28 protein-coding genes are annotated in these 24,026 nt (G+C 32.7%); 24 read left to right on the top strand and 4 right to left on the bottom strand.

The window, feature by feature from the left end; translation table 11 throughout:
- Nucleotides 1-28: 28 nt before the first annotated feature.
- The 17 genes from ACQY6M_RS02240 (at nt 29) to ACQY6M_RS02320 (ending at nt 11,973) form a co-directional block, all read left to right on the top strand.
- On the top strand, nt 29-604 hold the full coding sequence (locus ACQY6M_RS02240) for a hypothetical protein (protein WP_428740186.1): 576 nt from the start codon (nt 29-31) through the stop codon (nt 602-604).
- 144 nt (nt 605-748) lie between these two features.
- A complete protein-coding gene (locus ACQY6M_RS02245) occupies nt 749-1,264 on the top strand; it encodes a hypothetical protein (RefSeq protein WP_428740187.1) in 516 nt (171 codons plus the stop codon).
- A 128-nt stretch (nt 1,265-1,392) separates the two neighbouring features.
- Complete coding sequence (locus ACQY6M_RS02250) at nt 1,393-1,866, top strand: hypothetical protein (protein WP_428740188.1); 474 nt, start codon at nt 1,393-1,395, stop codon at nt 1,864-1,866.
- A 155-nt stretch (nt 1,867-2,021) separates the two neighbouring features.
- A complete protein-coding gene (locus ACQY6M_RS02255) occupies nt 2,022-2,819 on the top strand; it encodes a DUF5684 domain-containing protein (protein ID WP_428740189.1) in 798 nt (265 codons plus the stop codon).
- Between the two features lie 155 nt (nt 2,820-2,974).
- Entirely contained in the window at nt 2,975-3,538 is a 564-nt protein-coding gene (locus tag ACQY6M_RS02260; RefSeq protein WP_428740190.1) for a hypothetical protein, read from the top strand.
- 161 nt (nt 3,539-3,699) lie between these two features.
- Entirely contained in the window at nt 3,700-4,071 is a 372-nt protein-coding gene (locus tag ACQY6M_RS02265) for a hypothetical protein (RefSeq protein WP_428740191.1), read from the top strand.
- Nucleotides 4,072-4,082: 11 nt separating this feature from the next.
- Entirely contained in the window at nt 4,083-5,243 is a 1,161-nt protein-coding gene (locus tag ACQY6M_RS02270; protein WP_428740192.1) for an alpha/beta hydrolase-fold protein, read from the top strand.
- A gap of 155 nt (nt 5,244-5,398) precedes the next feature.
- On the top strand, nt 5,399-5,602 hold the full coding sequence (locus ACQY6M_RS02275) for a hypothetical protein (protein WP_428740193.1): 204 nt from the start codon (nt 5,399-5,401) through the stop codon (nt 5,600-5,602).
- 282 nt (nt 5,603-5,884) lie between these two features.
- Nucleotides 5,885-6,280, top strand: a complete 396-nt coding sequence (locus ACQY6M_RS02280; RefSeq protein ID WP_428740194.1) for a VOC family protein — start codon at nt 5,885-5,887, stop codon at nt 6,278-6,280.
- Nucleotides 6,281-6,462: 182 nt separating this feature from the next.
- Nucleotides 6,463-6,855, top strand: a complete 393-nt coding sequence (locus ACQY6M_RS02285; RefSeq protein WP_428740195.1) for a DUF1398 domain-containing protein — start codon at nt 6,463-6,465, stop codon at nt 6,853-6,855.
- Nucleotides 6,856-7,019: 164 nt separating this feature from the next.
- A complete protein-coding gene (locus ACQY6M_RS02290) occupies nt 7,020-7,586 on the top strand; it encodes a cysteine hydrolase family protein (protein ID WP_428740196.1) in 567 nt (188 codons plus the stop codon).
- Nucleotides 7,587-7,963: 377 nt separating this feature from the next.
- Complete coding sequence (locus ACQY6M_RS02295) at nt 7,964-8,701, top strand: alpha/beta fold hydrolase (protein WP_428740197.1); 738 nt, start codon at nt 7,964-7,966, stop codon at nt 8,699-8,701.
- A 69-nt stretch (nt 8,702-8,770) separates the two neighbouring features.
- The gene (locus tag ACQY6M_RS02300; RefSeq protein WP_428740198.1) at nt 8,771-9,610 is read left to right on the top strand and encodes a bifunctional helix-turn-helix domain-containing protein/methylated-DNA--[protein]-cysteine S-methyltransferase; all 840 of its coding nucleotides are present in this window, start codon (nt 8,771-8,773) and stop codon (nt 9,608-9,610) included.
- 81 nt (nt 9,611-9,691) lie between these two features.
- Nucleotides 9,692-10,414, top strand: coding sequence for an alpha/beta fold hydrolase (locus ACQY6M_RS02305; RefSeq protein WP_428740199.1), 723 nt, complete (start codon nt 9,692-9,694; stop codon nt 10,412-10,414).
- Between the two features lie 2 nt (nt 10,415-10,416).
- Nucleotides 10,417-11,130: a 2OG-Fe(II) oxygenase gene (locus ACQY6M_RS02310; RefSeq protein ID WP_428740200.1), complete on the top strand. Its 714-nt coding sequence runs from the start codon at nt 10,417-10,419 to the stop codon at nt 11,128-11,130.
- Between the two features lie 2 nt (nt 11,131-11,132).
- The gene (locus ACQY6M_RS02315) at nt 11,133-11,378 is read left to right on the top strand and encodes an Ada metal-binding domain-containing protein (RefSeq protein WP_428740201.1); all 246 of its coding nucleotides are present in this window, start codon (nt 11,133-11,135) and stop codon (nt 11,376-11,378) included.
- Nucleotides 11,365-11,973, top strand: a complete 609-nt coding sequence (locus ACQY6M_RS02320) for an alpha-ketoglutarate-dependent dioxygenase AlkB family protein (protein ID WP_428740202.1) — start codon at nt 11,365-11,367, stop codon at nt 11,971-11,973. The genes ACQY6M_RS02315 and ACQY6M_RS02320 overlap by 14 nt, the downstream gene beginning before the upstream one ends.
- A gap of 62 nt (nt 11,974-12,035) precedes the next feature.
- Here the strand turns inward: ACQY6M_RS02320 and ACQY6M_RS02325 are convergent, their stop codons facing one another.
- Nucleotides 12,036-12,881: a sulfurtransferase gene (locus ACQY6M_RS02325; protein WP_428740203.1), complete on the bottom strand. Its 846-nt coding sequence runs from the start codon at nt 12,879-12,881 to the stop codon at nt 12,036-12,038.
- A gap of 164 nt (nt 12,882-13,045) precedes the next feature.
- Between ACQY6M_RS02325 and ACQY6M_RS02330 the strand changes: the two genes are divergently transcribed.
- Nucleotides 13,046-13,804 (top strand): carbon-nitrogen hydrolase family protein, encoded by a 759-nt coding sequence (locus tag ACQY6M_RS02330; protein ID WP_428740204.1) that lies wholly within the window; start codon nt 13,046-13,048, stop codon nt 13,802-13,804.
- A gap of 17 nt (nt 13,805-13,821) precedes the next feature.
- Here the strand turns inward: ACQY6M_RS02330 and ACQY6M_RS02335 are convergent, their stop codons facing one another.
- Nucleotides 13,822-14,808 (bottom strand): GlxA family transcriptional regulator, encoded by a 987-nt coding sequence (locus ACQY6M_RS02335; protein WP_428740205.1) that lies wholly within the window; start codon nt 14,806-14,808, stop codon nt 13,822-13,824.
- A gap of 152 nt (nt 14,809-14,960) precedes the next feature.
- On the opposite strand from ACQY6M_RS02335, the gene ACQY6M_RS02340 reads away from it, so the two are divergent.
- From ACQY6M_RS02340 to ACQY6M_RS02355, 4 genes are all read left to right on the top strand, one after another.
- A complete protein-coding gene (locus ACQY6M_RS02340) occupies nt 14,961-15,455 on the top strand; it encodes an SRPBCC family protein (protein ID WP_428740206.1) in 495 nt (164 codons plus the stop codon).
- Nucleotides 15,456-15,629: 174 nt separating this feature from the next.
- A complete protein-coding gene (locus tag ACQY6M_RS02345) occupies nt 15,630-16,379 on the top strand; it encodes a DUF6597 domain-containing transcriptional factor (protein ID WP_428740207.1) in 750 nt (249 codons plus the stop codon).
- 34 nt (nt 16,380-16,413) lie between these two features.
- Nucleotides 16,414-16,809 (top strand): VOC family protein, encoded by a 396-nt coding sequence (locus ACQY6M_RS02350; RefSeq protein WP_428740208.1) that lies wholly within the window; start codon nt 16,414-16,416, stop codon nt 16,807-16,809.
- Between the two features lie 439 nt (nt 16,810-17,248).
- Nucleotides 17,249-17,992 carry a class I SAM-dependent methyltransferase gene (locus ACQY6M_RS02355; protein WP_428744906.1) on the top strand — a complete coding sequence of 248 codons (744 nt, stop codon included), beginning with the start codon at nt 17,249-17,251 and terminating at the stop codon, nt 17,990-17,992.
- Nucleotides 17,993-18,015: 23 nt separating this feature from the next.
- Here ACQY6M_RS02355 and ACQY6M_RS02360 read toward each other — a convergent pair whose 3' ends face one another.
- Together ACQY6M_RS02360 and ACQY6M_RS02365 are read right to left on the bottom strand one after the other, a co-directional pair.
- The gene (locus tag ACQY6M_RS02360) at nt 18,016-19,194 is read right to left on the bottom strand and encodes an aspartate aminotransferase family protein (protein WP_428740210.1); all 1,179 of its coding nucleotides are present in this window, start codon (nt 19,192-19,194) and stop codon (nt 18,016-18,018) included.
- A gap of 5 nt (nt 19,195-19,199) precedes the next feature.
- Nucleotides 19,200-20,837, bottom strand: coding sequence for an OstA-like protein (locus ACQY6M_RS02365; RefSeq protein WP_428740211.1), 1,638 nt, complete (start codon nt 20,835-20,837; stop codon nt 19,200-19,202).
- A gap of 139 nt (nt 20,838-20,976) precedes the next feature.
- On the opposite strand from ACQY6M_RS02365, the gene ACQY6M_RS02370 reads away from it, so the two are divergent.
- Together ACQY6M_RS02370 and nirK are read left to right on the top strand one after the other, a co-directional pair.
- Complete coding sequence (locus ACQY6M_RS02370; RefSeq protein WP_428740212.1) at nt 20,977-22,419, top strand: pyridoxal phosphate-dependent decarboxylase family protein; 1,443 nt, start codon at nt 20,977-20,979, stop codon at nt 22,417-22,419.
- Nucleotides 22,420-22,550: 131 nt separating this feature from the next.
- Entirely contained in the window at nt 22,551-24,002 is a 1,452-nt protein-coding gene (gene nirK, locus ACQY6M_RS02375; protein WP_428740213.1) for a copper-containing nitrite reductase, read from the top strand.
- Nucleotides 24,003-24,026 lie beyond the last annotated feature (24 nt).

The following is a 24,026-nucleotide window of genomic DNA, read 5'->3' on the forward strand; positions in this document are numbered from 1 at the left end:
ATACGCAAACCGTTAGCTGTTATTTGAGATGAACGACAAAAAACAAAAATCAATTTTAGACCTTTTACTTCACTCAGCAAAAGGGTTCTATGACGTAGGGTTTAATTGTGCTTATAATTTAAGCAAGGATAATGGAATTACTGGATTTCAAAGAATTGCTTCGGGAGCAGTAAACATGTCCTTTTCTGCTGAACTTTTTTTAAAAGCAGTTCACTTAATTACTAGTAATAAATCAATTAAAGGACATGAACTTTTGGACCTTTTCAATGATTTACCAACCAATTCAAAAGCAGAAATAGAGGAACGATTTAACTATCACCTAGAAAACAATGATGAAGCAAAATTGTTGCCTAGTCATAGACTTGTGATATCGCAAGGAGATAGTAAAGCTAACGCCAAAGAGACAAAAGATAACAACCTTAAAAATTTTCTAACATTGCATAATCTTACATTCCAAAACTGGAGATACATGCATGAAGTAAAGAATGTTGGATATAGCTATGAGGCTGATTTTAAAAAAATGGATTGTTTTATTAAAAGTTTAATTGACTTTATAAACTCTAATAAAAATAAAAGCGATTTGATTCTTCAAAAACAAAGCTAACACCGGCTATAATTCATTGCTTCAGACTTTCCTATCGGAAAGTCCTGATAAATTTACTATCTTCGGTTTTCGACGGAAAATCCTCGCGGATTTTCACGCAACGAAACCATAGCCAAACCGTTAGCAACAAGCTGAATCAAGACAATGGAAATAATCGGAATTCAAGCATCACCTAAAAGAATTGAATTGGTAGAATTCATTCATTCACTATTTCCGTCTAAAAATTTGATTAATTGGAAAGGAAATTTCAAAAAGACCTATATCTTTAACGGAATTAAGAATATAGAAAATGATGATTTAGCCTCTGACTTTTCTGGTTTCGCTCTTCAGATAGAGCCAAATAAAAGCGAATTTCCAACCAAAATAACATTATTGAGAACGGATGAAAAAAATTCTGAAGAACGCGAATTGTTTTTAGCCTTAAAGTTGTCGGAAAAATTTAATTGTAGAACTATAATAAATGGACCTGAAAAACTTGTTGACCATCCTTACTTGAGTTTAATAATTGAAAATGGAAAAATATTCGAGGCTGATGATAACGGAACAATTTGGGGAGATGGAGATGGCGCAGAAGTAAAAATTATTAAAGAAATAAAAATAGAACGACCTAACTTTGATTCGAATGGAGATTTGAAAAAGCCACTTACTAACAATGTATAACTGCAATTACGGCGGATTCGACTTCGTCCGAATCCACTCGGTAATTACTAACACTAGTTTTTAAACAAAACATGTAACTTTAACCTCGTAACAATAGTTATACAAATACGTTACCTGTAAGCAGAAAAATGAGTATAATAAATAACAAAAAACACTTCCTTCACGAACATCTGACTTTTCTTGAATCATACGGACAAGAAGGTGGAAATGGTGGATTTGAGAACTTATTAAAACAACTTGGAATTAGAGTTGGTGGAAGAAGTTGGGATGATGACCACTCAACAATTGACTGGAATTTAGCGGATAATCATTTTCAGTTCTTTTTTGATTATGATAATAACGAGGAGGAAATAAAAAACTGGCTGAAAAAAAGTTCAATATCTGAATATGAAACCCTTTTGACGTGGCTCTCTTGGGAAGACCCCATTATCAGAATTAAAACGACTGACTTTATTGAGAATTGGGAGGAATTTAATATTGCTGGAGGTTGGGAAGGATTAATTCTGACAACAGAGGATGGAAAATACTATTTAGAATTTACTGACGACTGGAAATACAATCTGAACAGTAACTTTGAAATAAAACCCAAAACGAAAAAATAAAAGTCGGCAGATAATAATATATAACCACAATTACGGCGGATTCGACTGCGTCCGAATCCACTCGGAATTGCTAACGTTAGTGCTAAATTGAAAATTAACGCATATTAACCCGTAACTGACGGTTATACGAGACCGTTGTAAATAATACCAATTAAATGAATATTAAAGAAATAATTAAAATAAGTCTAACTAAAAGTTTGTTCTTTGTTTTGCTAACCACATTCATAACTAAGATTTTTTATCTGATATTTAATGTAGAGAAACAGGAAGACACAATAATAATTGATGCTATATTTAATAAAACATATTATATAATAATATTCGGGTTATTTTTGCTTTTAGCCTATAAAGATTACGAAAAAAACAAGAACACTTCTTTCTATGATTTTTTGATTGTAACCTTGTTTTATGTTTTAATGTCCTACATTTTCAGTTGGGTAATTGACTTTTCTTTTTATCATATTCATGAATTTGTAAATAACCCACAAAAGGAAAATAAAACTGGACTTTTGATTTTAACTGATTTTAGTCCCTATCACTTGAATAATTTTGATTTAGTACAGTATTTTATTAGCACACCTTATATTTCGATTATAGAATTCTTAAAAAGCGGCAATTTCTCATGGCTCCTAAATATTTTTTCTCCTCCTAGCTTTTTAATTGCTATCGTTATAATTTATTTCAAAAGTTTATACCTTCTTTTTAAAAAAGAAAATAGAATTAAGTCTTACGCTTTGATTCCAATTTTAAATAATATAACATTGTTAAGAATAACGAATAAGCCTATTTGGTGGATTGTACCTCTACTTATACCTTTTATTCGATTTTTTCCTAAATTTTTCATTAATCAAGTTCTCGCAAAAAAGTATAAAAAGAATAGCCCATTTGCCTTAGGAATGACTTTTCTTCCTTGGTTTTTTTATGGTAAAATAGTGTTAGGAAAAACTGATTAGAAAGTACTATTTACAACAACGTATAACCGCAATTAAGGCGAATTCGACTACGTTCGAATCCACTCGGAATTGCTAATGCCAGTGCCTAACCGAAAATTAACACATATAAACCCATAATTGACGGTTATACGAGACCGTTGGCAACAAGCTGAAAAATGAGATTTACATTGACAATTTTAGTTCTGATTTTATGCTTTTCGTCTTGTAAAGAAAAGACGGAAAGAAAAACTGAACTTAAAAAAGAAAAAACTGAGTTAAAAGTCGAATCGAATAAACCGAAAGTTGAACCGATTGAAAAAGTTGACTTATCAAAAGTTCTTGATTCTTTAGAATTAATTACTGACAAAAATCTGAAAGGAGATTTTAACGGAGATAACAAAACTGACTTCGCCTCTATCGTAAGAAACAAAATCAATCAAAAAATTGGAGTTTTAATACTTCACAATTCTGTAAATAACGAAAGTTACGTTTTTGGAGCAGGAAAAGAAGTGTCTGAAATGACAGACTTAGATTGGATTGAAGTTTTTGAAATGTTACCAAAAGGAGAAATTGTCTCACCGACTTTAGTTGATGAAGAAACGGGAGATATAATCGGACAAGATGAAAGCAAGAATTTCAAACTTATTGGAAACGGAATTTATATGAGCGTTGAAGAATCTCACGGTGGTGGAATTATATTTTGGAACGGAAAAGAATATCAATGGTATCATATAGAATAAAAAGCCAGTAGCCAACAATGTATAACCGCAATTACGGTGGATTCGACTACGTTCGAATCTATTCGGAATTAATAACGACATTGCTAAAACTAAAAACAAACTAAACAAACCGATAACTGACGGTTATACGAATTGTTGTAAAACATTTACGAAATTTGAGTATGGAAGAAAAAACAACAAGAGGTTACGAAATTATAGAACCAGCAATTTATGAGGAATTGAATTGGAATATGGATTCTATTGTTTCGTATCTTGAGATTATCCGAACGAAATTACCTGAATTGTTTACGGAACTTCCAAAAAGTATAAAGTATGAAATTATACCTTTAAGAAACCCATTTGGAGAACCATATCCTGTAATCGGACTTTACTCGGACAATCTTGAAGATTTAAAGAAAATACCTGATTTTTTAGATCTTGACGAAGAAGTTGAAATCTGGCTGAACAAAATCGGAATTGAAACTATTAGAAAGGAATCTGAAAAAATAAAAGTTATGAGTTTGGAAACGCTGAAAAACATTAACACTTATTAAATTAAAAACATATGAACCTAAAAATTTTCATTGTTGTATTGCTGTTTTTTTTAAACTTAAAATCTCATTCACAAATTAATGAGACAAATAACGTTGTGGGTAAAACTTTCTTGATTCAATCGAAAGTACTCAATGATGAAAGAGAAGTTCAAGTTTTTTTGCCCGATAGTTATACCGAATCTAAGAAAGAGTACCCTGTCCTATACATTTTAGATGGGCAACGGTATTTTCTACATGGTGTTAGTCTCCATAAATCGTTTGTTGAATTTCGTCAGACTCCCGAGTTTATCATTGTTGGTATTTCTAAAAAACAATCGGATAGAAATAGAAACTTTAGCTCTAATTCGAAAAAATACTTAGAGTTCATTGAAAAAGAAGCCATAGGTTTTATAGATCAAAGATTTCGTACATCCAAAGAACGATTATTATTTGGATGGGCATATGGAGGAGGATTTGTCATTCAAGCTATGACTACTAATCCTGACCTATTTAAAGGTTATATTGCTGCAAGTCCATTTCCTTTGGATGAAAAAATAAACAAAGTAGATAGCCTACTCTCAAAAAGTCCGAACTTTTACAAATTTTTATATTTCACCTCTGGCTCCAATGAAGGAGTAGTGAAGGATGGAACCGACAATTTGAATAAACATCTGCTAAATAAAGCTCTGAAAACAATGAACTGGACTTTTAGAGAATTGGAGGGAGAGGAACATAGGTCAACACCCTTTACAACACTTTATCACGGATTGAAGAAGTATTATCATTTTTATCCTGAACTACAATTTAGTAATCTTGAAGAATTCAATAAAGTTGGCGGTTTGGATTATGTGTATGACTATTATAAACAAAGAGCACAACAATTTGGATTTCCCCGTGAATTAACCAAATGGACAATGTTTACGCTAGTAAGGAATGCTATGCGAGCAAACGATTATAATCAGTTTGATACTTTTATGAATGAATTTGAAAAAACTAATTTTTTTGGTGAGCTAAGGATAAATAGAGCTTGCTCAATTGCTGAATTCTATCTGCAAAATAATCAATACGATAAAGCAATAAACCTTTTTACATTTTTATCAGAGAAACATCCAAATGCTGAAAGACCTTTAAAAGGGCTAGGAGATACTTATAAAGAAATGAGTGATGAAAATAAAGCTTCTTTATTCTATTAAGAAAGTAAAAGAGTTATCTGATAAAAACTCCAACTAATAATTAACAAGTGCTAACTCATAGCGAAACATTATAGTTAATTTGATTAAAAATGATGAAATCAATAATTCATAAACTATTTTTTTCTGAAAAAAAACGGAATTAAATTATAAATGATTTGAAAAGTAATCCGAATTTCAGAACTAAAGAAGAAATTGAAAAAAGTGGAACTGATATTGTTCCGTCAGATTTTAGGCTGGAAAAAGGAGAAGTTCAAACAATATTTTTACCTGAAATGGGAAATCAAAAAGGATTGACTTTAGCAAGATGGTATTTTAGACAAGGAGATGTTGTAAAAAAAGGGATATTATCTGCGAAATAGAAAACGAAAATATCATGATGGAGTTTGAAAGCTACTACAGTGGAAAAATAATATCCACGTGCAGGTTGAATCAAAAACTAACAAGTGGAATAGAAATTTTAAAAATAGAAGGGATATAAAACTAGCTATACCAATACATAACCACAATTATGGAGGATTCGACTACGTCCGAATCCACTCGGAATTGCGAAAGTCTGTGTTTAATTTGAAAATTAGTTAACTTTAAAACCGTAACTGACGGTTATACGAGACCGTTAGCTGTAATGCAAAAAAACATAGATAATGAAAGTAACACTAATAAGCATTCCAGTCCGAGACCAGGAAAAAGCCTTAAAATTTTATACTGAAAAATTAGGCTTCATAAAAAAGAAGGACGAACCTCTAGGAGGTGGGAATAGATGGCTGACCTTAGTTTCTAAAGATTGGCAAGATGGACCAGAATTATTATTGGAACCAGCTCCTAATCATTTTGAACCAACCAAGGTATATCAAGATGCATTAATGGAAGCAGGAATTCCTTGGACGCAATTTGACGTTCACGATGTATCTTCCGAATATGAGCGATTGACGAAACTTGGTGTTGAGTTCAGTATAAAACCTACAGAAATGGGAACAGTAAAAGTTGCGGTTTTTAATGACACCTGTGGTAATAATATTCAACTTGTGGAAGAATTGTAAAAAATCACTACTAGCCAAGATTGTATAAAATTAATTGCTAGTGTAAGATTTCTTACCAAAAACCTCGTAGATTTTCTGTTCGGTTTGTATTTGTTAAATAGATGTAGCTAATTTTATACAAACACATTATCTGCAATCTGAAAAAAAGCGAAAAACAAAATTAAAAATTTGAATTATAAAATATGTTTACAATAGAACAAATTCACGAAGCATTTAGGAAAGTTAAAAGTGGAGCAGACTTTCCTCAATTTGTGCAAGATTTAAAAAATATTGGAGTTACACATTATGACAACTATGTTTCGGACGGACGAACAAAATATTACGGAAAAGATGATTTTATGCTTGACGGAGAATCAAAATATCCAGAAATGGAAGTGAATGACATTAGTTCTTCGAACAACTTGAAACACGCTATCTCAATTCATCAACAAGGACAAACAGATTATCCAAGTTTCTGTAAACAAGCAGCAGATGCTGGAGTTGAAAAATGGACAACTCATATGATTGAAATGACAGTAACTTATTTGGATAAAAAGGGAGAAAAATTGACTATTGAAGCAATACCAAAACCATAAAGAAAAATAAAGTCAGTAGGTAATAATGTATAGCAGAAATTGCGATTGATTTGACTATGTCCAAATTCACTCGGAATTGCTAACGACATTACTAAAACTAAAAGCAAACCGATAACTGATGGTTATACGAACGTTGTAGCCTATTAAACTGAACAAATTTTAAAATGAATTTAAGAGAAAAAAATGCAGCACTAATTCTTGTTGATGTTCAAAAAGCGTTTTTGGACGAAGATTATTGGGGTGGAAATAGAAATAATAAAAATGCAGAAATCACTTGCGGAAAAATACTGAATAAATGGAGGGAATTAAACTTGCCAATTTTTCACATTAGACATAGTTCTACAAACCCAAAATCTAAACTTAATGAACAAAATACAGGATTTGAGTTTAATGAAAATGTTTTGCCTAAAGAAAACGAGCCTATAATAACGAAAAATGTAAACAGTGCTTTTATCGGAACTAATTTAAAGGAACAGTTAGACCGATTGGGAATTACATCTATAGTAATAGTTGGAATTACCACAAATCATTGTGTGTCGACAACAACTCGAATGGCGGGGAATTATGGTTACGAAACGTATTTAATTTCTGATGCAACGGCAGCCTTTGACCGAATAGGAATCAATGGAGAGAAATATGATGCTGAAATAATACACCTGACAACACTCGCTAATTTGAACGAAGAATTTGCAACTGTTTGGAATTTCGAAAAATTGATGAGTGAAATATAAATAACGCCACACAACTACGCGTAGCCTAAATCGTTGGCTAATAGTAGAGAAAACCTTGGAACTTAAATGAAAAACTTTCCAAAAATAGAAACTGAACGATTATTCTTGACAGAATTAAAAGGACATATATTTAAGAATTCGAAATATATCGATTTGATTTTGTTTGGACTAACTAAAAAACAGAACGTAAAATAACGTTTGTCAACAATGCATAAAAATAATTGCTACTTTTAGCTTAATCAAAGTTAGTTACCATTTTGTTACCTTCTGATTTTCCTTCGGAAAATCCTCGAATACAAAACCACAATTTTCAATATACTAAAACGTTAGCGATTATTGTAACAAAACAACCAACTTAAAATACTAAAAGAGAGCTTATGAACAATAAAATAGGAATAATTTTTATAAATGGGGCAGGGCTTAATAGTTCAATATGGAATGAATTACAACAGAGAATTGATAATCCAATTTTAAGCATTGATTTCCCAAATAGAAAATCAAATGACAAACAGAATTTAAAACTGACTTTTGATGATTATATAAATAAGACAACAACGGAAATAAGAAATTGGGGAAATGACAATTTTATTATTGTTGCTCATTCTATTGGGGCTTGTATTGGATTAAAAGTTGCTGAACAATTCAAAAATGAATTAAAAGGATTTGTCGCTATTGGTTCAGTTGTGCCAAAAAGTGGACAGTCATTTGTTTCTTCATTACCGTTTCCTCAAAAGTTCTTATTACCAATTTTGTTATCGTTATTTGGGACAACACCACCTAAAAAAACAATAGAAGCAGAACTCTGTAATGATTTGACACCAGAAATGACTTCAAAAATTGTAGACGAATTTACACCAGAAGCAAAAGCACTTTACACAACAAAAAAAACGTTTGAATTGCCCGATACAAAACGTCTATATATTAAATTGACAAATGATAAATCAATGCCTACTGATTTGCAAGACAAAATGGCAAAAAATTTAAAAGCATCAAGAATAGAAACTATAAATAGTGGACATTTACCAATGATAAGTAGCGTAAAAGAATTGGAAACAATCATATCAGATTTTTTAAGCGAGATTGAAAAAACGTCCGCACAAAAAATACTTATGTAAAACATAGCAAGTTTCGGATTTTATGAAAGCAAGATCCTTCGGACATTTGTAGTATAAGATTCAGGAAAAATGGAAACACAAAACCAAATCAATTACAATCGAATTGCAGAAGCGATTGAATACATAAAAACAAATTTCAAATTGCAGCCCAATTTAGACGAAGTTGCTGAAAAAGTTCATGTGAGTCCTGCTCACTTTCAACGAATGTTTACAGATTGGGCAGGAATAAGTCCGAAAAAATTCTTGCAATTTATCAGCGTAGAACACGCCAAAAAAATCCTGAAAGAAAAACAGGCAACATTGTTCGATACTGCTTTTGAAATGGGACTTTCTAGCACAAGCCGATTACACGATTTGTTTATAAGTATTGAAGGAATGACACCTGCCGAATATAAAAAAGGTGGAAAAAATCTGCAAATCAACTACAGTTTTGCCGAAAGTCCGTTTGGAAGTTTAATCGTAGCTTCCACATCCAAAGGCATTTGTTATATGGCTTTTGAAGACAATGAAGCAATTGCATTACAAAACCTACAAGCCAAATTCCCTAATGCCTCATTTCAAAGAAAATTAGATTTGATGCAACAAAACGCACTGTTCATTTTTCAAAACGATTGGAGCAAACTCAATGAAATTAAGCTGCACTTAAAAGGAACCGATTTTCAATTGAAAGTTTGGGAGAGCTTGCTCAAAATACCTCTGGGAAGTCTATCAACTTATGGAGGTTTAGCTGAAAAAATTGGCAATCCAAACGCTTCTAGAGCTGTTGGAACTGCCATAGGAAACAATCCCGTAGCTTATTTAATTCCTTGTCACAGAGTTATCCAATCCACAGGAAACTTTGGAGGCTATATGTGGGGAAATACTCGAAAAACAGCCATTATCGGTTGGGAAGCTGCCAAAAATCAATAATTTTTGAATACCGCAAATTTCGGATTTTTTCAAACGAGTACAAAACCAATCTTTGCAACTCAATAATCTAAATTCATACTCATGAAAACATTTATTTTAATCCATGGTTCTTGGCACAGTGCTTGGAACTGGCATAAAGTGGTGCCAATATTAGAAAATCAAGGTCATAAAGTTTATGCCATTGATTTACCAGGAATGGGGCGCGATAAAACTCCTATTAAAGATATTACCCTAAAATCTACCGTAGAGGAACTTTGCAAACTTATTGACAGTATTGAAGGAAAAGTAATTTTGGTAGGGCATAGCAAAAACGGGATTATGATTTCGCAAATTGCCGAATACCGTCCTGAAAAAATTGAGAAATTAATCTATCTGGCTGCTTACTTGATTCCTAATGGTAAAACACAGGGAGATTATTCTTCCCAAGACGTAAATGGAGTGCTTAAGCCTTATGTAACAAGATATCCAGAGACCAACTCACATACCTTGCAACCCGAAATTTATAAAGAAGGTTTGTACCACGATTGTGATGATGATATTTATCAAATGGCAAGAATGATATTGGGTCATGAAAGTGCGGAGACTGGAAAGACACCATTAGAGTTGACAGAAGAAAACTATGGAAGTGTGCCAAGATTTTACATAGAATGTACAGAAGATAGGGCAGTAACACCCTTTATACAGCAAAAAATGTATGAGGAGACTCCTTGTGAAAAAGTATATAAAATGCAGACAAGCCATTCACCATTTTTTAGCAAACCCAAAGAATTGTGTGATATTTTTTTAGAAATAGCCCATAATTAACAATGAAAGCCATAATTGATAACATAAACAAAGCTGATTGGCATTTAGTAACAGAAGAAATGCACCAAAATGGTTATGCAATTGTTCCAAAATTACTTTCCGACGAACAGTGCGAGGTACTGAAAGCCGATTATGACAACCCAAACTTGTATCGAAAAACGGTGGTAATGGCACGTTACCGTTTTGGTTTGGGTGAATACAAATATTTTAATTATCCTTTGCCCGACATTATTCAAACTGTTCGGGCAAATATGTATCCAAAATTGGCACCAATTGCCAATACGTGGTTTAAAGCACTGAAAATTGATATTCAATTTCCGTTAAGTCATTCAGAATTATTAGATAAATGCCATAAAAAAGGACAAGAAAAAGCCACTGTTTTGATTTTAAAATACAACAAAGGCGGATTTAATACATTACATCAGGATTTGTATGGTGATATTTATTTTCCTATTCAAATAGTCTTTGTTTTGGACGAACCTGATACGGACTTTACAGGCGGAGAATTTATAATGACACAACAAATTCCTAGAGCACAATCCAAAGCTATTGTACTAAAACCAAAAAAAGGCGATGTATTGATTTTTACGACCAATTTTAAACCTCAAAAAGGAAGTAAAGGGTATTATCGAGTACATATGAAACATGGAGTAAGCGAAGTGAAATCAGGAAACCGACATACGTTGGGTATTATTTTTCATGATGCAGTAAGTTAGTTATGCAACATCACAGTGAAATATTATACCGTGATTTACACCGTAAAATCAGGCAACAAGAAGTCCATTTTGGAGGAAACAAGAAACTGAAAATTTACGGACTGCTAAATTGTAAATCGGGCAAGCGAATGAAACGGGAAAACAGAGTTTTCTTTTCAACAGAAAAAGAAGCCATTGAAAACGGTTTTAGACCTTGCGGGCATTGCATGAAAAGCAAATATAATAAATGGAAAAATGGACTTATTTAACTTAGCTATAGACAAAACAAAAAATTGGTTGCCAGAAGATGGGACAGTCAATTATTATGGGCAAATTTTAACCAAACAACAAGCAGATTTCTATTTCGAACAACTTTTGAAGACCATAGAATGGCGAAATGACGAGGCTATTATTTTTGGAAAGAAAATCATTACCAAACGCAAAGTGGCTTGGTATGGCGATAAACCGTATGAATACACTTATTCCAACACCTCAAAATATGCTTTGCCTTGGACTAAGGAATTGTTGGAGTTGAAACAGTTGGCAGAGCAAGAAACAAAAGAAACTTTCAATTCTTGTTTACTCAATTTGTACCACAGTGGAAGCGAAGGAATGGCTTGGCATAGTGATGCCGAAACGGATTTAAAAAAGGACGGGGCAATTGGCTCGTTGAGTTTTGGAGCGGAACGAAAATTTGCTTTTAAGCACAAACAATTTAAGGAAAAAGTAGAATTGTTTTTAGAACACGGAAGTCTGCTTGTGATGAAAGATACCACCCAAACATATTGGTTACATAGACTTCCACCTACCAAAAAAGTAACGACCCCAAGAGTAAATTTGACATTCAGAACCATTGAAGAATAAAACACTGTAGTTGAAAAGTAATAATAAGAGATTATACGAATCGTTATAGGGTAAATAGGTATCTAACTGTCTATCACAAGAGGCAAACTTTTGTCTTTACACCATTCCATCAAACCTCCATCGTAAACAGCTACGTTTTGATGACCTAACATATGAAGTATAAACGCATCACTTGAGGCAGCAATTCCGCCACCACAATACGTTATAACACGCTTTTTGTTTAGCATAGGCTCAAATAGTTTTTGTAGCTCTTCTTTTGGTCGATATCGCTTGGTAGTTCTGTCTAGAATTTCCCATGCAGTTACATTCATAGCTCCTGGTATATGTCCTCTTCGTCCATACTCATTACGTTCACCACGATGTTGTCTACGACCTAAGGCGCTCACAATACAGATATCATTTTGCTCAACAGCATCCAGAACTTCATTTTTATCAACTATCAGTTCCGGTCTAAAGTGAGGAATAAATTCAGCTCTAGGATACTTATTGGATTCTTTGGATATCGGTCGGTTTTCTAAAGTCCATGTAGCCCAACCACCATTGAGAATAGAGGCATTATGAAATCCAAAAGTTCTTAACATCCACCAAAGTCGCGCAGCCCACATATTTTCTCGTTCATCGTAAATAACAACCCGAACTCCCTCACCAATTCCAAGTTTAGACATGCATTGAGCAAAATGCGCTGCTGTTGGTAAGGTAAAAGTACGTTTAGGTGAATTAGGATCGGAAATTTTTAATAAATCAGCAAATACAGCCCCGGGAATATGTCTCTTTCTAAAATTGCGTTTGCCACTTAGTACACGAGGAAAGGGCCATAGTTTTACCTGAACAGTTGCATCAACTATTCGTAAATCATCATCTCCTAGATGTTTCTCAAGCCATTCTGTTTCAACAAGTGGGCTTACCATTGGTAATTTTTTACTGATTAAAATTACGATTTATACCTTAAAAAGTCAACTAGCACTGAGTAGATTTGGTTAATAAAATTTACAAAGAAGTAATCGGAAAATAGTAATTTTAAACCCAAACCAAAAGATCATCAGAGACAATCAACAATAATTCAACTTACAAAATGAAAATTTGTATTGCGCAAACCAACCCAGTTAGAGGAGATATCCAAAAAAATATAGATAATCATAAAAGATTGATTGAACTTTCTATTAAAAATGAGGCTGATCTTATCATTTTTCCAGAACTTTCTTTGACAGGGTATGAACCAGAGTTGGTTGAATCATTAGCTTTTACAAAGGACGATGAAAGATTAGATGAATTTCAAGAGATTAGTAATACAAATCAAATAATAATAGGAGTTGGAGTTCCTATTAAAAATAAAAATGGGATCTGTATAAGTATGGCCATTTTTCAACCTTATAAACCACGAGAGATTTATTCAAAAGAACATTTACATCCTGGTGAAGAAAAGTATTTTGTTTCTGGAGAAAATCTTCCTCCAATAGAATTTAAAGACCATAGAATAGGATTTGCAATCTGCTATGAAACATCTATTTCTGAGCATTCTGAAAAGGCATTTAAAAATGGTTCAAATGTTTATATGGCAAGTGTTCTTAACTCGATCAATGGAGTTGATAAAGATTTGAATCGAATATCTAATATTGCTAAAAAGTATAAAATGATTTCATTGATGGCTAATTTTGTGGGAAAATCTGGAGGTTATGACTGTGCTGGTAAAAGCTCGATTTGGAATGAAAATGGACAACTCATTGAACAATTAGATGGAGTAAATGAAGGTATTGCAATAGTAGATATCGAAACATTAGAGACAATAAAAATGCAAATTGAGAAAATTAAAATTACTGTTAATGAAGCATAACCTCAATTACAACAGTTTCAAATACCTTTGTTGTACTTGGACTTATAGTCAATAGGAGACATTCCTGTAATACGATTGAAAACTTCACGGAATGCTTTAGTGTCGTTATACCCAACTTCGTACATGACTTCATTGACAGATTTCCGAGAATTTTCAAATGATTTTTTGGCAACTTCTATTTTTACTCTTTGTACATAGTCAAGTGGTGTTAATCCTGTAGCTTTGATAAATCTTCTGTCAAAATTTCTTCTGCTAACTCCAAATTCTTCTGACATTTTTTTGATGGAAATTTTGTCCTGATAATTTTCTTCCATAAAAGTTTGAGCATCTAAAATAACATTATCGTTATGCTTTTTATGTCCATTAAAAATGGAAAATTCGGCTTGTAAATTTCTGTCTAGATCTATCTGAAAATATTTAGCACAATGAATGGCTGTTTCTCGGTCAAAAAACTTTTCTACCAAATACATTAATAAGTGTAGAAAAGAATAAGCACCACCATTGGTATAAATTCCATTTTCGTCCGTAATTAGTTTATCTGTTTGTAGGTTTATATCAGGAAATAAGTTTCTAAATTCATCAGCCATCGCCCAATGGGTAGAACAGGTTTTTCCCGAAAGCAATCCTGTAGAAGCCAACATAAAACCACCTACACACATACTTGCGATTTCTGCACCTTGTTTGTATTGTTTCTCAATCCAATCAATCAGCAATTTATTATTCTTTGTAGCGGTTTCGTAGCTACGAACTAATGAAGCAGGAATAATTATAAGATTGGTTTCTGTTATTTCTTTTATCGTAGCATTTTGTTTTATAGAAAGAAAACCATCTTGTAAAATTTTGCCTTCCGTAGCACCCACCAAAGAGATTTTAAAAAGTGGCTTTTTGCTTTTCTTTTCAAAGAATTTATTAGCTTCAGTAAAAACCTGAAAACTACCAATAATACAAGCTGTAGTACTCATCGTAGTTTGCTCATTAGGAACCAAAATGCTTAAATGTTTCATGATACTATTTTTGATAAAGTTACATATAACTATTGTCTAAATCAACCCTTTAAAATGTCTAAATAACACATTCTTAAAGTGTAATTCGGTAATTATCTTTACATTACATTTATTAAAAGAAAAATTCAAATAATAATTAAATTGTAAATAAAATGGAAAACAATAATTACACCACAACCATTACCGTTAACAAAGGGGCTACTACAGCATTTAGTGCCATAAAAAATTTCAGAGCTTGGTGGTCAGAAGACATTGAAGGAAATACAGATCAGCTAGGGGAAACTTTTTTCTATCATTACAAAAATGTACACTTATGCAAACTAAAGCTGTTTGAAACTATTCCTAATCAAAAGTTAGTATACCTGGTGATTGACAATGAGTTTAATTTTGTAAAAGACAAAACAGAATGGGTAAATACCAAACTGGTTTTTGATATTTCAGAAGAAAACGGACAAACAAAAGTGACCTTTATTCATGACGGTTTAACTCCAGAAGGTGAATGTTATGAAGTGTGTAATGATGCCTGGACAGGTTATATACAAGGAAGTCTGAAAAAATTGATAGAAACGGGCGTTGGAAAACCAAATGGTAAAGAAGGTGGCTTAAATGCTGAACTGGTTAAAAAATGGGGGCTCCCAGACAAATAGTAGCTATTATTAATAATACAAAGGTCATGGCAACTCATGCTTATTTGTGAATCGTTACTCTGTTAAATAATTGTATCTTCCGAACCATAAGTTTAAGTAGTTCTAATCTATTATTAACGTTCATACTAAACAATAGTATATAATTTTAGAACAATACCTTACAACACAAAAAGAATGATTTATAAAGAGTTTGAACCAGACAAATTACTAACCGATTTCGTAAAGAATTATTGGTGGTTTGACAATTCTACAAATAATAAACTTGACTTTACAATTTTGCCAGATGGCTGTTTTGATTTAATAGTTTCATTCGATAATTATCAGCAAAAAGAAATTTCGCTGACAGGACTTTGGACTAAACAAGTTGATGTTTCTATTGAACCAAACAAACAGCTTTTTGGAATCCGCTTTAAATTATTAGCAGTAGACTACATTTTACAGCAAAAAATCTCATCTTTTTGCAATGGAGAAGAAATAAAAGAAAATGACTTTTGGGACTTAAACAAAACCTCATTTACTGACTTAGAAAATGTAACAGAGAGTCTGAATAAAATAATGCTTTCAATTTTAGATAATCAAAAAGGTATTGACATCAAAAAACAGAGTCTTTTTAGATTGTTATATCAAACAAAAGGAGAGTTAAGTGTGGAAGAGTATTCACAGGAAGTTTTATGGACAAGCCGTCAAATTAATCGCTATTTCAAAGATAGGGTGGGTATTCCTTTAAAAACGTATTGTAAAATTTTAAAATGCTACGCTTCGTATAAGCATATAAAGAAAGGACAACTTTATCCTGAACTAAATTATTTTGACCAATCACATTTTATAAAAGACTTAAAAAAGCAAACAGGAAATAATCCAAAGGAACTGTTTGAGAACAAAAACGACCGATTTTTACAATTGGCAACAATGACAGAGGAGTAATTTTGTAGCATAAATAAATTAAAAATATTGTAAAATGAAGTTTAGCAACATAAGACTTTTAGTGAACGACTTTGACAAGTGTTTTACTTTTTATAACGACATCATTGGTTTGGAATGTACTTGGGGAAAACTAGGCGAGAATTATGCTAGTTTCAATATTGGCATACCATCTGGACTTGCTTTGTTTAAGGCAGACTTAATGAACATTGCTATTAACAACGCAGAAGCAAGTAAAAGTGAAATTGAACAAGACAAAATAGCTATTGTTTTGCAAGTAGACAGTGTTGATGAAACTTACCGTTTGCTACAAAATAAAGGGGTGAAATTCTTAACAGAACCCAAAGATATGGATGCTTGGGGTATAAGAGTTGTACATTTTAGAGATCCAGAAAACAATTTAATTGAGTTGTATTCTGAACTGTCAAAATAAAATAAAGAATAAGTAATAAAAGTATATACAATTATTCCAAAGGTTGGTGAGTTGTTGACCTCTAACCTTTGGAAAACAACCTTGACTTAAAATATCGATTGACTACAACTTATCCAACTCGCTTAAAATAAGGCTGCATTCTTTTTCTATTTCTTAATCAGAAATGGCTAGAGGAGGAGTAATACCAATTGTTCTTCCTTCAAATAATAATCTAAATAGCTGTAATGTATAGTTATTAGTTAATTATATGAATTATTCCTACATTTATACTATAACAATTTCTATTCCGCAAAAACTCCAATTTTTCTCAGTAAAGAAATCATAAAAACGTTAGTAGTAATAATTAAAGCGTATAGCGATGAATCACTTAAGTAAAACTATTGAACAGCACTATCTTAAAGAAGGCTTATATGAAGATATTGTTCTACGTCTATCAGAAATGGGAAAAGACCTTAAGAATATTACACGAGAAGATATAGCTGGAGTTGATGAATTTCACGTTCGTGGGGCTGCTGTTTCTAAAGAGTTGGCAGAATCTATAGATCTTAATAATAAATCGGTTTTAGATGTTGGATGTGGTTTAGGAGGCCCATGTCGAATGTTAGCTGAAACATACAATTGTATTACTTCGGGTATAGACCTTAGTAATGAATACATTAGAACGGCTAAAAAATTATCTCAGCTTGTAAAACTCGAGTCTAAAACAAGTTTTATTCAGGGAGACGCGACAGCTCTTCCGTTTGAAAATGAATCATTTGATGTGGTTTGGACACAGCATGTTCAAATGAATGTACCTGACAAGCAAAAATTTTACTCGGAAATAAATCGAGTATTGAAGCCTAGTGGTTTTTTTCTATACTATGAGATTCTAAAAAATAACGATGAAATTGTTAAGTATCCAATGCCATGGGCATCTTCTGAAGATCACAGTTTTTTATTCAAGAACAGTGATATGGATAATATATTAACAAGCTTAGGTTTTACGAAAGTATCTTCTAAAGATCAAACGCAAGCGGGAATAGAATTTTTCGAAGGGGTGCTTGCCAAAATAAAAGAGTTCGGTCCACCAAAAATTGGACTTAATGTTCTCATGGGGGAGACCACTAAACCAAAGTTATTGAATTTATTAGAGCATTTTAAAAATGGTTCTTTGATTTTGGAAAGCGGTGTTTATAAGAAATAATACACTACTATCACTTTTATAGACTACAACTTATCTAACTCATTTAAAATAAGGTTACATCCTTTTTTTATTTCTTCATCAGAAATGGTTAGGGGAGGAGTAATACGAATCGCTCTTCCTTCAAAAAGCAACCAAAATAAAATAAGTCCTTTGTCTAAACAGTTTAAAATTACTTGTGAGGCAGCTTCTGGTGTATCAACTAATAATGCTAGCATTAATCCCTTTCCTCTAATTTCTTTAACAGCTGGGTGATTTTTAAAGGTATCACGTATGATTTTTTCTTTGCGTAAACTTTCTTCCATTAAGTTAGAAGAGGTGATTTCCTGTACAGTTGCTAAACCAGCACTAGCAATTACAGGGTGTCCTCCAAAAGTAGTAATATGCCCTAATTTTGGATACTCTTTTAAACAATTCATTACTTCAAAAGAGGCAATAAAAGCTCCAATTGGCATTCCGCCACCTAAACCTTTACCAGTAATAATAATATCTGGGGTAACGTTGTAATTTTCAAATCCCCAAAACTTTCCTGTTCGTCCAACTCCTGATTGGATTTCATCCAAAATTAACAAGGCTCCAACTTCTTCACATCGTTGTTTTACTTTTGTTAAGTAGTTATTTTGAGGTTCGATAAAACCAGCGCCTCCTTGAATGGTTTCTAAAATAACTCCAGCTGTTTTAGAAGTTATTTTTTCTAAATGGTGTTCGTTGTTATATTCGATAAATCTACTCCCCGGAATTAACGGACGAAATGCACGGTTTTGTTGTTCTGCACCACAAACACTCATAGCTCCTTGCGTATTACCATGATACGCATTTTTAGCGGCAATGATTTCACTTCTACCTGTAAAGCGTTTGGCTAATTTTAAGGCACCTTCAGTAGCTTCGGTTCCAGAGTTTACTAAATAAACAGACGAAAGGTTAGGAGGTAAGGTAGCTGCTAAAGCTTTGCACAATTCTAATTGTGGTTTTTGAATAAACTCACCATACACCATTACGTGGGTGTATTGATCCAATTGATTTTTTATGGCTTCATTTACTCTAGGGTGATTATGCCCCAAGCTATTTGCCGAAACTCCTGCTACAAAGTCTAACATAGCTTTTCCATTACTGTCGTATATGTAACTTCCATTAGCATGTGATATTTCAATAGCTAAAGGATGTGGAGTGGTTTGCCCTTGATATTTAAAAAAATCGTCTTTCACGGAGTTTATCTAATCTTTTTAGTATTTATTTTTTCTAACTTTTTCTTCTTAGTAGTTTCGTTAATGAAGTTTTCTTTCGCTTCTTTTACAACATCTAACTCTTCTTTTTCTTTTGCTGGAAGAGAAGAATCTTTGTCTTTCTCAAATATATCTTCAACGGTTAAAGGTTGTTCATCACCACGCCATAAAAATCCTTTAAATTTTTTCTCTTCTGAAGGAAATTCAGATGGAGGGTACGTTGTCCCTTCTGATTTTTTAAAGTATTTGGTTTGTGCTATTTCTCCATCTTCTAAAATGAACTCTATATCGCTTGCAATTTCCTTAGTTATGGTTTCAAGTTTATGAGTTTTGTCATTATTGTTATAGTATAAAGATTCGGCATTTCCTTTTACTAACATCGTATGCAATTCATCATTTTCAAACTTTCCAAAAATATCTCTTCCTTTAATTTGGTTGAAATTTTCTTGATGTATTGAATCTTGCTGAATCATAAAAGCGTTTTTCAGTACTTTTAAAGAATCAAGCTTATTGGTTTCTTTATTCATTAACAACTGAATGCTATCTCCTGTAATTTGACTACCTTTTGACCATAAAATAGGTCTTTTAAACATTCTGGTTAAACCTGTTTCTTGACTTGTATGAATTGAATCACATTTACCTCTTAAATCAGATTTAAAGATTTTTACATTATTAAAAATACGAGCAATACGCTTTTCTGGTTTACCAGTAAGTAATATTTTATCTCCTGCTACATACATAGAATCTTTTTCAAGAACTGAAATAGCTACAGCTCTATCAATAATAAACAAAGAATCTTTGTGTTCATATAGTTCAGCATAGTTTCCTTTTGCTACCATATTTTGTACAGTATCTATAACTTTAATGTTGTTGGTAGCTGAGGCAAATCCCTTTCGTTTATCGTAGTACAAACTGTCTGCAGAAACTGTGCGTTCTTTTAAAAAGAGTTTTGCGTTTTTAACAAAGTAAGAAATATCAGTATTGGTATCGTAAAACCCTTTTTCTGAATATACTTTGGTACTGTCTTTTAAATTGGTAATGGTACTTGGCCCATATAAATAAGCTACACTAGAATTAGTGTAATAATCTAGGTGATTAGATTCTAGCCTATTATCTGGATTTACAACGGTTACTTGTGATTGTGCAGTAAATTTTTTGTCTTTTAAATAGTAAGTTCCTTTTGTACTAGAAAGGGTGTTTTTTTTATCTCGAATAGTACCTCCGTTAGGGTAGTATAAAATCTGATTAATTCTATCAAAATGAAGCGTATCGGTCTTTAAAGTCATCTCTTTATCATTGATTTCAACGTTACCCCAAGATTTCGCCTTTTTCGTGTTACCATCGTAAGTAGCAAAATCACTATATTGAATTATTGTATCTCCTTGTTCAATAACAACCTCTCCAATCGCTTTAAATAAATTTTTATCCTTGTACAGCAATGCTCGTTGACAATCAAGAGTAGCTCCTTCATGCGACATTTTTACTTTTCCTATCAGTAAAGTTGCACCAGGGTATTTGCTTTCATCAGCGGTACTTAATTCAGTAGATAGAATTTTGATTTTTTTTGTTTGAGAAAAACTTACAACAGAGAATAATAAAATAGCTAACAGAAATAGTTTCTTCAAAATAGTACGATTTAATGCACAAAAATAATGAAAAGAACATGCCAAAAATCCTAATAAAGAAATAAAATTATCAGGATAAATAAGAAGCAGTCTTTTAGTAAATGGTTAATTTTGTATCAAATTAAAAAATTATAAAGATATGAGCGCTCATTTTGATTTATCAAAAGAAGAGATGAAGTCTTACGGATATAAAATAGTCGATATAATTGCAGAACATTGGGATACTTTAGAGCAGCAAAAGCCTGTAGCCAGTGCTTCTCGAAAAGAAATGGATAGCATTTTTTTACAAGAAGCTCCTGCTGAAGGAATGCCAGCAGAAAAGGTGTTGGATTTTGTGATGGACAATGTTATACCTAATAGTACAGTTATTTCGCACCCAAAAGCCTATTCATTTGTTCCAGGACCTAGTAATTTTATAAGTACTATGGCAGATAGTTTAGCAACTGGATTTAATATTTTTTCTGGGGGATGGATGGTTTCTCCTGCGGCAGCAGAGTTAGAAATTGTGACCATGAACTGGTTATTAAAAATGTACAATTTTCCTGTTGAAAAAGGAGGAGGGATTTTTACCAGTGGTGGATCAATGGCAAACTTGACAGCTTTAGTAACTGCTAGACGTATTAAATGTGGAGATGATTTTTCGAAAGCAGTTATCTACTTATCAGATCAAGCACACTCTTCAAATATTAAGGCGATAAGAGTATTAGGGTTTAAAAAAGAACAAATTCGAATTTTACCAACGGATATTGAATTCAGAATTAGTATCAACAAGTTAAAAAATGCCATTGCTAAAGATCGATTAGAAGGTTTACAACCGTTTTGCTATATCGCTTCGGCGGGAACAACGAATACAGGTACTGTGGATCCTTTAGATGAAATCGCAGACATTTGTGAAGAAGAAAACTTATGGTTTCATATTGATGGGGCTTATGGAGGAGCTGCTATTTTATCAGAAAAAGGAGCTAAGGCTTTGCGAGGAATTGAAAGAGCAGATTCGTTAACGGTAGATCCACATAAATGGTTTTATCAGCCTTACGAAATTGGATGTTTATTAGTGAAAGATGCTTCTTGGTTAAGTGGAACATTTAGTGAAAAACCTGAGTATTTACGTGATATTGAAGGAAATGAATCGGAAATTAACTTTTATGATTACGGTATCCAGCTAACAAGACGTTTTAGAGCATTAAAGTTTTACATGTCTATAAAAACCTACGGTTTAGACGCTTTTAGAAAAGCTGTATCTTACAACATTCAGCTGGCTGATGATGTAGAAAAAATGTTGCGTAAAAGTAGAAATTGGGAAATTATTTCTCCAGCTACTTTAGCGGTTATCAATTTTAGATACAATCCTATAGGATTAAACTTAGAGGAAGAAGAAATAGATAAATTGAATCAGGAAATTTCTCAAAAAGTAATGGATTCAAGAGAAGCATTTTTAGTGACTACTATTTTGAATAAGCAGGTTGTGCTGAGAATGTGCTTGATAAATCCGAAAACTACTATGGAAGATGTAAAAGAGACACTGCTATTGTGTAATAAATTTGGAGAGGAAATTTTAAATAATAAACAAAAAGGAGCATAAAAGCTCCTTTTTTTTGTTTTCATGATAAAAGTCATATTTCTGGTTTTATTGTTATGGTATTTTTGTTAATATAAAAGATAAAAAAGTCTTTTATTAATTTAAATATTAACAACTACATCAATAGAAACAAAATGAAACACTTGAAAACAACCGCAATTATTCTAGCAGCGATGTTTGCTATAACAAGTTGTAAGAATGAAAAATCTGACAATATTGCTATGAAAAGCGCTTCAGACATAGCTATTAAAGGAACCATGGAAGCTGAGTTGACAGCACCACCGAATGTTCCTGCACCAGTGGGAAATAGAACAGCAAAAAAGCTATTAGTAAATATGGAAATTCTTGAAAAAGAAGGAACAATGACTGATGGTGTAAAATATGTGTATTGGACATTTGGAGGTTCTGTTCCTGGAAGTTTCATAAGAACAAGAGTAGGAGATGAAGTAGAGTTTACACTATCAAATCACCCAGACAACAGACTTCCACATAACATAGATTTACATGCTGTGACGGGTCCAGGAGGTGGAGCAACTTCTTCATTTGTAGCTCCAGGTCATAAAAAAACGTTTTCATTTAAAACATTAAATCCTGGGTTATATGTATATCACTGTGCTACAGCTCCAGTAGGAATGCACATAGCAAATGGTATGTATGGGTTGATTTTAGTTGAACCAGAAGGAGGTTTACCTAAAGTAGATAAAGAATACTACATAATGCAAGGTGATTTTTATACTAAAGGAGAAAATGGAGAACCAGGATTACAAGCTTTTGATATGAAAAAAGCAGTAGATGAAGATGCAGATTATGTAGTGTTTAACGGTAAGGTAGGTTCTTTAACAGGAGACAATGCAATTACAGCAAATGTAGGAGAAACAGTACGTTTATTTGTAGGTAACGGTGGTCCCAACTTAACATCTTCTTTCCACGTAATTGGTGAAATTTTTGACAATGTTCATATCGAAGGAGGAGAAAGAATTAATAAAAATGTACAAACAACATCAATTCCAGCAGGAGGTGCAGCTATTGTTGACTTTAAAGTGGATGTTCCTGGTACATTTATTTTAGTTGATCATGCGATATTTAGAGCATTTAACAAAGGTGCTTTGGGAATGTTAAAGGTAAAAGGAGAGGAAAATAAGAGAACATATTCAGGAGTTAAACAAGAAGGTATTTATAACCCTGAAGGAGGTACTATCCAATCTATGCCAAATAGAGAAGAAGAAAAAACTGTTGCAAAACAGGAAAAATCATTAGCTCAAAAAATAGCTGACGGTAAGCAAATTTATACGAAAACATGTTTTGCTTGTCACCAAGCAAATGGAGAAGGAATTCCAAATGCATTCCCTCCTTTAGCAAAATCAGATTATTTAAATGCAGATGTTAAAAGAGCTGTTGGCATAGTATTGCATGGAAAAACAGGAGAGGTTACTGTAAATGGTCAAAAATATAATAGTGTAATGACCAAACAAGCATTGAGTGAAGAAGAAGTAGCAGATGTACTTACGTATGTATACAATTCTTGGGGTAATAATAAAACAAATGTTGGTGTGAATACAGTGGCAGAGGTGAAAAGTGCTCACTAAAAATAAATAAGTAACATAAAACTA

The sequence above is a fragment of the Tenacibaculum sp. genome, from assembly GCF_050290165.1.
Taxonomy (GTDB): Bacteria; Bacteroidota; Bacteroidia; order Flavobacteriales; family Flavobacteriaceae; genus Polaribacter.